Raw genomic sequence first — 14,866 nt, 5'->3', positions numbered from 1 at the left:
CGGCGACGTTGCATGTGGATGAGCCGTCGCCGTTCGTGGATTGGTCGTCGGGCGCGGTGGAGTTGTTGACGGAGCGGCGTGAGTGGCCGGAGACCGGCCGACCCCGCCGCGCCGGAGTCTCCTCGTTCGGAATCAGCGGTACCAATGCCCATCTGATTCTGGAAGAAGCGCCCGCACTGCCGACCCCGCACCCCGAGTCCACCTCGGGCGCTGCACCCATTCGGGAACTGCCGGTGGTGCCGGTGGTGTTGTCCGGCAAGTCGGAGGTGGCGCTGCGGGCGCAGGCCGATCGCCTCCGTGGGCTGCTCCCTGACCGGCGACTCCTCGACCTTGGCTGGTCGCTGGCGTCGACGCGGTCGAGGTTCGAGCGCCGGGCCGTGGTCCTCGCCGCCGACCCCGCGACCGCCGACCGGGGCCTGGAGACCGTGGCAACCGGTGGCTCCGCGCCGTCGGGTGTCGTGCTCGGCCCAGCGGTACCGACGGCGGACGGTCGCATGGTCTTCGTGTTCCCGGGGCAGGGGACGCAGTGGGTGGGTATGGGTGCCCGGTTGATGGACGAGTCGCCGGTGTTCGCGGAGTCGATGGTCGAGTGCGCGGAGGCGTTGTCGGCGTTCGTGGACTGGGATCTGCTGGAAGTTGTTCGCGGGGGTGTTGGCGCCGACTTGTTCAGTCGGGTTGATGTGGTGCAGCCGGTGACGTGGTCGGTGATGGTGTCGCTGGCGCGGTTGTGGCGGTCGGTGGGTGTGACGCCGTCGGCGGTGGTGGGTCATTCGCAGGGTGAGATCGCGGCGGCCGTGGTCGCCGGTGCGTTGAGCCTTGCTGATGGTGCGCGGGTGGTGGCGGTCCGGTCGCAGGTGATCGGCCGGGTCCTGGCCGGTCCGGGTGCGATGGCGTCGGTCGCGCTGCCGGTGGCCGAGGTGGAGTCGCGGCTTGTGGCGTTCGACGGCCGGCTGGGTGTGGCGGCCGTCAACGGTCCGTCCGCGACCGTGGTGTCCGGTGACGTGGACGCGGTGGTGGACCTCATCGCACGCTGCGAGGCCGAAGGGGTCCGGGCGCGCAAGATCCCGGTGGACTATGCCTCGCATTCGGCGCATGTGGAGGCGATCGAGGCTGAGCTGTTGGAGGCTTTGGCCGGGGTGTCCCCGCAGGCGGCGGAGATTCCGTTCTACTCGACGGTGGAGTGCGGGCCGGTCGATGGCACCGGTTTGGATGGCGGGTACTGGTATCGGAACCTGCGGCAGCGGGTGTTGTTCCGCGAGACCGTGGAGCGTCTGGTCGGGGACGGGTTCACCGGGTTCGTGGAGTCGAGTGCGCATCCGGTGCTGGTGCCGGGTGTCCAGGAGACCGTCGAGTCGGTCGGTGATGGCGCGCCGGCTGTGGTGGTGGGGTCGTTGCGGCGCGACGACGGTGGGCTGGACCGCTTCCTGACCTCGGCGGCGGAGGCGTTCGTTGCCGGGGTAGAGGTGGACTGGAAGGCGGTCTTCGCGGGGACCGGGGCGCGGGTGGTCGACCTGCCCACGTACCCGTTCCAGCGACGGCACTACTGGGCCGAGACTCCCAAGCCCGCCGCCACCGTCACCAGCGGCGACACCGACCCGACGGCGGAGTGGCGGTACCAGGTCACCTGGAAGCCACTCGCCACCGACAAGCCCGGACACCTCACCGGACGCTGGCTGCTCGCGGCCGACCCCGCGACGGCCGGCTCGGCCCTGGCCGCCGACGTCACCGCGGCACTCTCCCGCCGGGGCGCCGAGGTCGAGCCGCTGAGCCTGGACCCGCTCGCCAGCCGTACCCACCTCGCCGACCTGCTCGCCACCACGGCCGACGGCGCGACCCCCCTGGCCGGCGTCGTGTCCCTGCTCGGACTCGTACCCGGCGTCCACCCCGACCACCCGTCCGTCGCGCGGGGCGTGGCCGCCTCGCTGGCGTTGGTGCAGGCCGCCGGTGACGCGGGCCTCGACGTACCGCTGTGGACCGTGACCCGGGCGGCGGTGGCCGTGGCCCCTCGGGAGGTGCCCGACGCCGTCGGCGCGCAGGTGTGGGCGCTCGGCCGGGTGGCCGCCCTGGAGTTGCCGGACCGCTGGGGCGGCCTGGTCGACCTGCCGCAGGAACCGGACTCCCGGGCCCTCGACCACCTGGCCGGCGCGGTGGCCGGGGGAGAGGGCGAGGACCAGATCGCGGTACGCGGCTCCGGGGTCTACGGGCGGCGGGTGACCCGCGCCTCGGCCACCCCCCGTCGCGAGTGGCGCCCCCGTGGCACCGTCCTGGTCACCGGCGGTACCGGGGCACTGGGCGCCCAGGTGGCGCGCTGGCTCGCCCGCACCGGCGCTGAGCACCTGGTCCTCACCAGCCGGCGCGGCGCCCAGGCCCCCGGCGCGGTCGAGCTGGAAGCGGACCTGCGGGCGCTCGGCGCGGCGGTGACCATCGCCGCCTGCGACGTGTCCGACCGTACCGCGCTCGCCACCCTCCTGGAGGCCCACCCGCCCACCGCCGTCTTCCACACCGCCGGCGTCCTCCACGACGGCGTGCTCGACACCCTCACCCTCGCCCACGTCGACGAGGTGTTCCGCCCGAAGGCCGACGCCGCACTGCTCCTCGACGAACTCACCCGACACCGGGACCTCGACGCCTTCGTCCTCTTCTCGTCCATCACCGGCGTCTGGGGCAACGGCGGCCAGGCGGCGTACGCCGCGGCCAACGCCGCCCTGGACGTGCTCGCCGAGCAGCGCCGCGCCGCCGGCCTCCCCGCCACCGCCGTCGCCTGGGGACTGTGGGGTGGCGGCGGCATGGCCGAGGGGATCGGCGAGCGGAACCTGAACCGACGCGGCATCACCGCCATGGACCCGGACGGCGGCATCCGCGCCCTCCAACGGGCCCTCGACCGCGACGACGTCTGCGTCACGGTCGCCGACGTCGACTGGGCGGACTTCGCCCCCCGACTCGCCGACCTCCGGCCGGGCCGGCTCTTCGACGGCGTTCCCGAGGCCAGGAGCGCGCTCGACGCCCGCCGGGCCGACGCCGCGACGCAGACCTCCGGCCTGGCGCAGCGCGTGGTGGGCATGTCCGAGTCGGAACGGCAGCAGGTCCTGCTGCACCTGGTGCGCACGGAGGCGGCGGCCGTCCTCGGCCACGACACGGTGGAGGCGGTCACCCCCGGCCGGGCCTTCAAGGCCGCGGGCTTCGACTCGCTCACCGCGCTGGAGCTGCGCAACCGCCTGAACACCACGACCGGGCTCACCCTGCCGTCGACCGTCGTCTTCGACCACCCGAGCCCCTCGGCCCTGGCCTCGTTCGTGGAGGAGGCCCTCACGGGAGCCACCCCCGAACCCGCCGTCCCGGTGGCGACCGGCGCCGCGCCCGTCGACGAGCCCATCGCCATCGTCGGCATGGCCTGCCGTTACCCCGGTGGGGCGGACACCCCCGAGAAGCTCTGGGACCTGCTGCTGAACAAGGCCGACGTCATCGGTCCCGCCCCCGACGACCGGGGCTGGGACGTCGACTCCTTCTTCGACCCCACCCCCGGCGCGGCGGGCAAGTCGTACGTCCGCGACGGCGGGTTCGTGTACGACGCGGGCTACTTCGACGCCGAGTTCTTCGGTATCTCCCCCCGCGAGGCCCTCGCCATGGACCCGCAGCAGCGTCTGCTGCTGGAGACGTCCTGGGAGGCGCTGGAGCGCGCCGGCATCGACCCGGAGGGACTGCGGGGCAGTCGCACCGGCGTCTACTCCGGGCTCACCCACCAGGAGTACGCCGCCCGCCTCCACGAGGCGCCCCAGGAGTTCGAGGGATATCTGCTCACCGGCAAGTCGGTCAGTGTCGCCTCCGGTCGCGTCTCCTACACCCTCGGACTGGAAGGCCCCGCCGTCTCCGTCGACACGGCCTGTTCGTCGTCGTTGGTGGCGTTGCACCTGGCGTGTCAGGGGTTGCGGCTGGGTGAGTGTGACGTGGCCTTGGCGGGTGGGGTGACGGTCATCGCTGCGCCGGGTCTGTTCGTGGAGTTCTCGCGGCAGGGCGGGTTGTCGGCTGACGGGCGGTGCCGCGCGTTCGGGGGTGGCGCGGACGGCACGGGGTGGGCCGAGGGCGCCGGGGTCGTCGTGTTGGAGCGGTTGTCGGTGGCGCGGGAGCGCGGTCACCGCGTGCTGGCGGTGGTACGGGGATCGGCCATCAACCAGGACGGGGCCTCGAACGGTCTGACGGCACCGTCGGGCGCTGCCCAGCAGCGGGTCATCCGGGATGCGCTGGCGGCAGCCGGCGTGGACGCCTCGGACGTCGACGTGGTGGAGGCGCACGGCACCGGAACCCGGTTGGGAGACCCGATCGAGGCACAGGCGTTGCTGGCGACCTACGGGCGCGGCCGTTCCGGCAGCCCGCTGTGGTTGGGGTCGTTGAAGTCGAACGTCGGCCACACCCAAGCGGCTGCGGGAGTGGCCGGTGTGATGAAGATGGTGTTGGCGTTGCGGGCCGGGGTGTTGCCGGCGACGTTGCACGTGGACGAGCCGTCGCCGTTCGTGGACTGGTCGTCCGGCACCGTCGAGTTGTTGACCGAGCAGCGCGACTGGCCGGAGACCGGCCGACCCCGCCGCGCCGGAGTCTCCGCGTTCGGGGTCAGCGGCACCAACGCCCACGTGATCCTCGAAGAGGCGCCCCTCGTCGAGGAGCCCGCACCTGCCGACGGTACCGACCCCGCCGACCCCGCCGCCCGGCACCTTCCCGTGGTACCGGTGGTGCTCTCCGGCAAGTCCGAGGCGGCGCTGCGGGCGCAGGCCGACAGCGTCCGGGACGTTCTCGCCGAGGCCGACCTGCTGGACGTCGGCTGGTCGTCGGTGTCGACGCGGTCGGTGTTCGACAGGCGTGCCGTGGTGCTCGCGGCGGACTCCGGCACCGCCACCGCCGCGCTCGGCGCGGTGGCCTCCGGTGGGGTCGCTTCCGCCCAGGTGGTGCTCGGGGCCTCCGGTGCGTTGTCCGCCGGTCGGGTGGCGTTCGTGTTCCCGGGGCAGGGGACGCAGTGGGTGGGTATGGGTGCCCGGTTGATGGACGAGTCGCCGGTGTTCGCGGAGTCGATGGTGGAGTGCGCGGAGGCGCTGTCGGCTCACGTGGATTGGGACTTGGTGGAGGTGGTCCGTTCCGGTTCGGGGTTGGAGCGGGTTGATGTGGTGCAGCCGGTGACGTGGGCGGTGATGGTGTCGCTGGCGCGGTTGTGGCGGTCGGTGGGTGTGACGCCGTCGGCGGTGGTGGGTCATTCGCAGGGTGAGATCGCGGCGGCGGTGGTCGCGGGGGCGTTGAGCCTGGCTGATGGTGCGCGGGTGGTGGCGGTCCGGTCGCAGGTGATCGGCCGGGTCCTGGCCGGTCCGGGTGCGATGGCCTCGATCGCCCTGCCGGTGGCCGAGGTGGAGTCGAAGCTCGCCGCGTTCGACGGCCGGCTGGGTGTGGCCGCGGTGAACGGCCCGTCCGCGACCGTGGTCTCCGGGGACGTGGACGCGGTGGTGGAGCTGGTCGCGCGCTGTGAGGCCGAAGGAGTGCGGGCGCGGAAGATCCCCGTCGACTACGCCTCGCACTCTGCGCATGTGGAGGCGATCGAGGCGGAACTTCACACCGCCCTGGCCGGGGTCGACCCGCAGGCGGCGGAGATCCCGTTCTACTCGACCGTCGAATGCGGGCCGGTCGACGGCACCAGCTTGGATGGCGGGTACTGGTACCGGAATCTGCGGCAGCGGGTGTTGTTCCGCGAGACCGTGGAGCGTCTGGTCGGGGACGGGTTCACCGGGTTCGTGGAGTCGAGTGCGCATCCGGTGCTGGTGCCGGGTGTCCAGGAGACCGTCGAGTCGGTCGGTGATGGCGCGCCGGCTGTGGTGGTGGGGTCGTTGCGGCGCGACGACGGTGGGCTGGACCGGTTCCTGACCTCGGCGGCGGAGGCGTTCGTCGCGGGGGTCGAGGTGGACTGGAAGTCGGTGTTCGCCGGTACCGGCGCGCGGGTGGTGGACCTGCCCACGTACCCGTTCCAACGACGGCACTACTGGGCGCACACCTCCCCGGCGGGCGTCGGGACCGCCGCCGCGGCCCGGTTCGGCATGGAGTGGGAGGACCACCCGCTGCTCGGCGGCGCGCTGCCGGTCGGCGGCACCCGGAGCCTCCTGCTCGCCGGCCGGCTCTCGCTCGCCTCGCACGCCTGGCTCGCCGACCACGCCGTCTCCGGCACCGTCCTGGTGCCCGGCACCGCCTTCGTGGAACTGGCCCTGCACGCCGCCGAGGTGGCCGGCTGCACCGGTGTCGAGGAGCTGCGCCTGGAGGCGCCGCTGGCGGTGCCACCCACCGGCGGCGTACGGCTCCAGGTGCTGGTGGACGACCCGGCCGAGGGATCCGACCACCGGCCGGTGAGCGTGTTCTCCCGCGCCGAGTCCGCAGCCGACGAGGCCGCCTGGACCCGCCACGCGGTCGGTGTCCTGACCACCGGGCCCCGGCCCGCCCCGGCGACCCCGTGGCACACCGGGACCTGGCCCCCCGCCGGCACCGAACCCGTCGACGTGGACGCCCTCCACGAGCGGTTCGCCGCGCTGGGCTACGAGTACGGGGAGGTCTTCGCCGGACTCCAGGGCGTCTGGCGGCGCGACGGCGAGGTCTTCGCCGAGGTACGACTGCCCGACCGGGTCGCCGCCGAGGCCACCCGGTTCGGGGTGCACCCCGCGCTGCTCGACGCCGCCCTGCAACCGTGGCTGGCGGGCGGGCTCGTCGACGTCCCCGAGGGTAGTGTGCTGCTCCCGTTCGCCTGGCAGGGCGTCACCCTGCACGCCACCGGCGCCGACACGCTGCGGGTCCGCATCGGCCGGGCCGGCGAGGCGGCGGTGTCGATGCAGGCGGTGGACCTCGCCGGGGCCCCCGTCCTCTCGCTCGACGCGCTCGTCCTGCGGCCCCTCGCCCGGGAACGCCTCGGCGTCTCCGGCACGACCACCGCCCTGCCGCTGTACCGGGTGGGTTGGCGGCGGCGGACCGCCGTGGCCGCGCCGCCGCAGCGGCGGTGGGCGGTCGTCGGCCCGTACGGCGCCGAGATGATCGGTGCCGCCGCGCGGTACGGCTGGCCGGTCACCGCCGTCGACATCCACGCCGACCTGGCCTCCCTGCGGGCGGCCCTGGACGCGGGCGCGGAACCGCCCAGCGTCGTCCTCGCCGACTTTCGCCGAGACTCCTGCTCCACCGAACCCGCCCACGTCGCCGAGGCGGTCCGGGCGGAGACCCAGGCCGGACTGGAGCTGCTCCAGGGCTGGCTGGCCGACGAGCGGTTCACGGCGGCGAAACTCGTCGTGCTCACCGAACGGGCCGTCGCCGCCGGCACCGGCGAGGACGTGCCGGACCTCGTCCACGCCGGCCTCTGGGGCCTGCTGCGGTCGGCCCAGTCCGAACACCCGGACCGGTTCGTCCTGCTCGACGTCGACGCCGACGACACCTCCATCTCCACGGTCCCGTCGGCGCTCACCCTGGACACGCCGCAGCTCGCGGTCCGGGCCGGCGAGATCCGGGTACCCGAGATCGAGCCGCTGCGCGCGGAACCGGAGCCCGCCGACCCGGCGGCGGGCGGGCTCGACCCGACCGGCACCGTCCTGGTGACCGGCGCGACCGGCACCCTCGGCGGCCTGCTCGCCCGGCACCTGGTGACCGCGCACGGGGTACGCCGGCTGCTGCTGGTCAGCCGCAGCGGGCCCGACGCCGCCGGAGCGGACCGGCTGACCGAGGAGCTGACCGGGCTCGGCGCGCACGTGTCGCTGGTCGCCTGCGACACCGCCGACCGCGCCGCCCTGGCCGACGTCCTGCGGGGCATCCCCGCCGCGCACCCGCTGACCGCCGTGGTGCACGTGGCCGGCGTCCTCGACGACGGGGCGCTCCAGGCGCTCACCGCCGACCGGATCGACGCGGTGCTGCGGCCGAAGGTGGACGCCGCGCTGAACCTGCACGAGGTGACCGCGGACCTGCCCCTGGCCGCGTTCGTCCTGTTCTCCGGTGCGGCGGGCATCCTGGGCCGCCCCGGCCAGGCGAACTACGCGGCGGCCAACACCTTCCTGGACGCCCTGGCCCAGCACCGGCGGGCCCAGGGGCGCCCCGGCGTCGCCCTCGCCTGGGGCCTGTGGGGACTGGCCAGCGACATGACGGGCCACCTCGGCGAGAACGACCTGCGGCGGATGCGCCGCTCCGGCATCGCGCCGATGACCGCCGAGGAAGGGCTCGTGCTGTTCGACCGGGCGCTCGACCGGGCCCGGCGCGAGCCGCTGCTCGTACCCGCGCGCCTGGACCTCGCGGCGTTGCGGCGGGAGCAGGCCGCCAGCGGACCGGACGCGGTTCCGGTGCTGCTGCGCGGCCTGGTCCCGCCGGCCCCGGCCCGCCGGGCCGCCGCCTCACAGGGCGCGGGCGGGGTGTCCGCGCCGGCCGCCGCCCCCGCCGAGCAGGCGGACGACCTGCGGCGGCGACTGGCCGGGCAGGACGCGCCGGCCCGGGTCCGGGAACTGCTGGACCTGGTCCGCGCCCACGTGGCGGGGGTGCTCGCCCTCGACGCGGGGGCCACGGCGGTGGACCCGAGACGACCGTTCCGGGAGGTCGGCTTCGACTCGCTGACCGCCGTCGAACTGCGCAACCGGCTGAACACGGCGACCGGCCTGCGGCTGGCCCCGAGCCTGGTGTTCGACCACCCGAACCCGCAGGCCGTGGCCGAGCACCTGGCCGACCGGCTCGCCGCCGACGGGGTGGCCGACGCGGGCGCGACCGCGCTGACCGGGCTCGACACCCTGGCCGCCGCGCTCGGCGGGATGAAGACCGACGACGTCCGCCGGGACATCGTCCGCCGTCGGCTGGAGGAGATGCTCGCCCTGGTCGGCGGGCCCCGGTCCCGGCCGGCGGAGGACGGGCTGGTGGACGCCACGGTCGCCGAGCGGCTGGCCTCGGCGACCGACGACGACGAGCTGTTCGCCTTCATCGAGGAGCAGCTGTGAACCCCGACCGAGGAGACAACCGGCAGATGGCCGCCAACGAGGACCGGATCCGTGAGTACCTCAAGCGCGTCACCGCCGAACTGGCCGGGACGCGGCGACGGCTGCGCGAGCTGGAGGACGGCGCGCGTGAGCCCGTCGCCATCGTGGGGATGAGCTGCCGGCTGCCGGGCGGGGTGCAGACCCCCGAGGAGCTGTGGCGGCTGGTCGACGGCGGGACCGACGCCATCTCGGGCTTCCCCGACGACCGGGGCTGGGACGTGGAGAAGCTCTACGACCCCGACCCGGACGCCACCGGCACCAGCTACGCCCGCGAGGGCGGCTTCCTCCACGACTGCGCCGACTTCGACCCGGAGTTCTTCGCCATCTCGCCGCGCGAGGCCCTGGCCATGGACCCGCAGCAGCGGTTGCTGCTGGAGACCGCCTGGGAGGTGTTCGAACGGGCGGGGATCGCGCCCGACGCGGTCCGGGGCACCCGCACCGGGACCTACGTCGGGGTGATGTACGACGACTACGGCACCCGGCTCGCCGAGGTCCCGGACGACCTGGAGGGCTACCTGGTCAACGGCAGCGCGGGCAGCGTCGCCTCCGGTCGGGTCGCGTACACCCTGGGGTTGCAGGGGCCGGCGGTCACCGTCGACACCGCCTGCTCGTCGTCGCTGGTGGCGCTGCACCTGGCGGTGCAGGCCCTCCGGTCCGGCGAGTGTGACCTGGCCCTGGCGGGCGGGGCGACGGTGCTCGCCACGCCGACGATGTTCGTCGACTTCTCCCGCCAGCGGGGACTCGCCGCCGACGGCCGCTGCAAGGCGTTCGCGGACGCGGCGGACGGCACCGGCTTCGGCGAGGGCGTCGGGATGCTGCTGCTGGAACGGCTCTCCGACGCGGTCCGCAACGGGCACCGGGTGCTGGCCGTCGTCCGGGGCACGGCGGTCAACCAGGACGGCGCGAGCAACGGCCTGACCGCTCCGAACGGTACCGCCCAGCAGGCGGTCATCCGGCAGGCGCTGACCAACGCGGGGCTGGCCGCCGACGAGGTGGACGCGGTGGAGGCGCACGGCACCGGCACCCGGCTCGGTGACCCCATCGAGGCGCAGGCCCTGCTGGCGACGTACGGGCAGGGCCGGCCGGCGGACCGGCCGCTGTGGCTCGGGTCGCTGAAGTCGAACGTCGGCCACACCCAGGCCGCCGCCGGGGTCTCCGGTGTGATCAAGACGGTGCTGGCGATGCGCCACGGCCGGCTGCCCCGGACCCTGCACGTCGACCGGCCCTCGACCCGGGTGGACTGGACCTCCGGCGCGGTCCGGCTGCTGACCGAGAGTCAGCCGTGGCCGGCGTCCGACGACCGGCCCCGACGGGCGGGCGTCTCGTCGTTCGGCGCCAGCGGCACCAACGCCCACGTTATCCTGGAGGCCGCCCCCGACCGGCCGGTGGCCGAACCCGCCGACGCGCCGGCCCCGGCCGCCGGGGTACCCGTCTGGGTCCTCTCCGGCCGCGACGAGGCGGCCCTGCGCGAGCAGGCCCGGCGGCTGCACAGCCACCTGACCGGCCGGAGCGAACCCGCCGACGCCGTCGCCCGCGCGCTGGCCCGGACCCGCACCGCGTTCCCGTACCGGGCCGCCGTGACCGGGCCCGACGACGCCGCGCTGCTCGACGGGGTGCGGGCCCTCGCCGCCGGTGGCACCGCCGCCGGGCTGGTCACCGGCCGGGCCGCCCCGGAACGCCGCGTCGCCGTCCTCTTCACCGGCCAGGGCAGCCAGCGGCCGGGGGCGGGGCGGGACCTGTACGCCCGGTACCCCACCTTCGCCCAGGCGCTCGACGAGGTGCTCGCCGAGGTGGACCGGCACCTGGACCGGCCGCTGCGGGACGTCATGTTCGCCGAGCCGGGCAGCGACACGGCGGCCCTGCTGGACGACACCGCGTACACCCAGCCGGCGCTGTTCGCCCTGGAGGTGGCGCTGTTCCGGCTCGTCACGAGCTGGGGGCTGCGCCCGGACGCCCTGCTGGGCCACTCGGTGGGGGAGATCACCGCCGCGCACGTCGCGGGCGTGCTCACCCTGGCCGACGCCGCCCGGCTGGTGACCGCACGCGGCCGGCTCATGGCGGACCTGCCCGCCGGCGGCGCGATGGCCGCGCTCGAGGCCGCCGAATCCGAGGTCGCCCCGCTGCTCGCCGGTCGGGACGCCGAACTCTCCATCGCGGCGGTCAACGGGCCGCAGGCCACCCTCGTCGCCGGCGACGAGGCCGCCGTCGCCGAACAGGTCGCGTGGTGGCGCGAGCGGGGCCGCCGGGCCACCCGGCTGCGGGTCAGCCACGCCTTCCACTCGCCCCGGATGGACGGGATGCTCGCGCAGTTCGAGAAGGCCATCCGGGACCTCGACTACCGGGAGCCGACCATCCCCGTCGTCGGCACCGTCACCGGCACGCCGGCCTCCGGCGACGACCTGCGGACCCCGGAGTACTGGGTCCGGCACGCCCGCGTCGCGGCGCGCTTCCTCGACGGCGTACGGCGGCTGCGCGCCGAGGGCATCGACACCTTCGTCGAACTCGGCCCGGACGGCGTCCTCACCGCCATGGCGCGGGACTGCCTGGCCGAGCCCCCGGAGCCCACCGAGACCGACCGGCCCCTGCTGGTGCTGCCCACCCTGCGCCGGGACCGCGACGACGCCCTGGCCGTCGGGGAGGCGTTGGCCGCCGCCCACGTCCACGGCCTCCCCGTCGACCCGGTCGCGGCGCTCGGCGACGGCCCGCTCAGCGCCGACCTGCCCACCTACCCGTTCCAGCGGACCCGCTACTGGCTCGATCCGCGCCCCGGCACCCCCGACCTGACCGCCGTGGGGCTCGACCTGGCCGGGCACCCGCTGCTCGCCGTCGCGGTGGAGCTGCCCGACGGGGCCGGCACGGTCTGGACCGGCCAGCTCTCCGTCCGGACCCATCCGTGGCTCGCCGACCACAGCGTGTGGGGGCGCACGGTGCTGCCGGGCGCGGCCCTGCTGGAGATCCTGCACGAGGTGGGCGCCGCCGCCGGCTGCGACCGGGTGGCGGAGCTGACCTTCGAGGCGCCGCTGGTGGTCCCCGACGACGAGGGCGTCCGGCTGCGGGTCGTGCTGGGCGGCCCGGACCCCGACGGCACCCGGCCCGTCCAGGTGCACTCCGCGCCGGCCGCCGCCGGACCCGAGTGGACCCGGCACGCCACCGGTCGGGTGGCCGACACCACCGGGGAGCGACCCACCGGCGGGGCGGGGCCGGCGGCCGACCTCGCCGGCATCTGGCCCCCCGAGGGGGCGCAGCCCGCGGACATCGAGGGCGAGTACGAGCGCTTCGCCGACGCGGGCATCGGGTACGGCCCCGCGTTCCGGGGACTGCGCGCCGCCTGGCGACGCGGCGACGAGACGTTCGCCGAGGTCCGGCTCCCCGAGGAGTACGCCCCGGAGGCGGGCCGCTACCGGGTCCACCCGGCGCTGCTGGACGCCGCCCTGCACGCGATCGTCCTCGGCGACCAGTTCCCCGACGGCGCACACGGGATGCTCCCGTTCGCCTGGACCGACGTCCGGCTCTCCGCCACCGGGACCGACCGGCTCCGGCTCCGGATCGCCCCGGCCGGCCCCGAGTCGGTCAGCGTCACCGCCGCCGACGGCACCGGTGCGCCGGTGCTCACCGCCGCCTCCCTGGCCCTGCGCCGGGTACCCGCCGACCGGATCGCCGCCGCCCTCACCGGCCAGGCGCCGCTGTACCGGCTGGACTGGGCGACCGTCCCGTCCGCCCCGCCGACCGGACAGGCCCGGTTCGCCCTCGTCGGCCCCGACCACCCGGCCCTGCTCGCCGCGCTGACGGCCGAGGCGCCCACGCAGGCGTACCCGGACCTGGACGCGCTGGTCGCCGCGCTGGCCGACGGCCCGGTACCGACCCACGTCGTCGTCACCGCCGGCCCGGCCGACACCGCGCCGGCCGGGGACGTGACGGCCGCCGGTGCGCAGCGGGCCACCCGGCAGGCGCTCGACCTCGTCCAACGGTGGCTCGCCGAGGACCGATTCACCGGCTCCCGGCTGGTCGTGCTGACCACCGGTGCGGTGCAGACCGGCACCGGCGTCACCGACCCCACCGCCGCCGGGGTCTGGGGCCTGCTGCGGGTCGCCCAGACCGAGCACCCGCACCGGTTCCTCCTCGTCGACGTCGACGACCACCCGGACTCGCTGCGGACCCTGCCCGGCGCGGTGCGCCTGGCCGAACCGCAACTCGCCCTGCGCGCCGGGACGGCCACCGTGCCGGGTCTCGTCCGGGTACCGGCCGCCGACGACGCCGTGGCGCCCTGGTCGGACTCCGGCACCGTCCTCGTCACCGGGGGGACCGGCCTGCTCGGCGGGGCCGTGGCCCGGCACCTGGCCCGCCGGCACGGGGTACGGCACCTGCTGCTGGTCAGCCGGCGCGGACCGGACGCCCCCGGCGCGGCCGACCTGACCCGGGACCTGGCGGCCCTGGGCGCCTCCGTCCGGGTCGCCGCCTGCGACGTCGCCGACCGCGACGCCCTGGCCCGGCTGCTGGCCGAGATCCCGCCCGCGCATCCGCTCACCGCCGTGGTGCACTCCGCCGGTCTCGCCGACGACGGTGTGCTGACCGCCCAGACCGGGGACCGGGTCGCGGCGGTGCTCCGCGCCAAGGCGGACGCGGCGGTCAACCTCCACGACCTCACCCGCGACCTCGACCTCACCGCCTTCGTGCTGTTCTCGTCGGTGGCCGGCACCATCGGCAGCGCCGGCCAGGCCGGGTACGCCGCCGCCAACGCCTTCCTCGACGCGTTCGCCGACTGGCGGCGGGGCCGGGGGCTGCCCGCGACCTCCCTCGCCTGGGGGCCACTGGACGGCGGGATGGCCGCCGACCTGGGCCGGGCGGACCTGGCCCGCCTGCGCCGCTCCGGGCTCGTGCCACTCGGCGTCGAGGACGCGCTCGTGCTCCTCGACGCCGCCTGCGCCCGCCCCGGGGCGGTCTTCTACCCGGTCCGCCTCGACCCGGCGGCGCTGCGCGCGGGCGGTCCCGCCGGCACGGTGCCCGCCGTCCTGACCGGCCCGACCCGGGCACGACCGAGACCCGGTACGCCGGAGCAGCCGGCCGAGGCCACCGTCACCGCGCGCCTGGTGGGCAAGTCGGCGGCCGAGCGTACGGCGATCCTGACCGACCTGGTCCGTGCCGAGGCCGCCGCCGTCCTCGGCCACGCCGGGGCGGCGACGCTGAGTGTGAAGCGGTCCTTCCGGGACGCGGGCTTCGACTCGCTCACCGCCGTGGACCTGCGCAACCGGCTCGGCGCGGCGACGGGCCTCGGCCTGCCCGCCGCCATCGTCTTCGACCACCCGACCCCCGCCGCGCTCGCCGCCTACCTGGGGAGCGAACTCGACCGCCGGTCCGCCGGCGACCGGACGCCGACCGACGCCGCCGGCGTCCTGACGATGCTGGACCAGCTCCGCACCGGGATCGGGGCGGCGGTGCGGGACGACGCCGACCGCACCCGCGCCGCCGACCTGCTCCGCGCCCTGCTCGCCGAGGTCGCCGGGCCCCCCGATCCCGACGACGGCTCCAGCGCCGAGGTCTCCGACCGGTTGCGGACCGCTTCCGACGACGAACTGTTCGACCTGCTCGACAGCGACTTTCGGCTGTCGTAACGCCGGCCGCGCCACCGACCGACCCAACGCCCGACCCCACGACGACACCGGACCACAGGGGGAGCACCGTGCCCGTCACCAACGAAGAGAAGCTCCGCGAGTACCTGCGTCGCGCGATGACCGACCTCCACGAGGCCCGCGATCGGATCCGGCAGTACGAGTCCGCTGCTGTTGTGGACGATCCGATTGCGATTGTGGGGATGGGTTGTCGGTTGCCGGGTGGTGTGGTGTCGGCGGATGGTTTGT

Annotated in this window: 3 protein-coding genes; all 3 read left to right on the top strand. The window is 75.5% G+C overall.

Annotation, left to right across the window (positions count from 1 at the left end):
• On the top strand, positions 1 to 8,972 hold an 8,972-nt coding region (locus AWW66_RS27575; RefSeq protein WP_157528031.1), incomplete at its 5' end, for a type I polyketide synthase.
• Complete coding sequence (locus AWW66_RS27570) at positions 8,969 to 14,620, top strand: type I polyketide synthase (RefSeq protein ID WP_067372227.1); 5,652 nt, start codon at positions 8,969 to 8,971, stop codon at positions 14,618 to 14,620. The genes AWW66_RS27575 and AWW66_RS27570, both read left to right, overlap by 4 nt.
• A gap of 68 nt (positions 14,621 to 14,688) precedes the next feature.
• The coding region (locus tag AWW66_RS36570) for a polyketide synthase docking domain-containing protein (protein ID WP_211272128.1) at positions 14,689 to 14,866 on the top strand (178 nt) is incomplete at its 3' end.

This window comes from Micromonospora rosaria, assembly GCF_001567585.1.
In the GTDB taxonomy this organism is placed as follows: domain Bacteria; phylum Actinomycetota; class Actinomycetes; order Mycobacteriales; family Micromonosporaceae; genus Micromonospora; species Micromonospora rosaria.
This window is presented reverse-complemented; position numbering and strand designations above follow the sequence as displayed.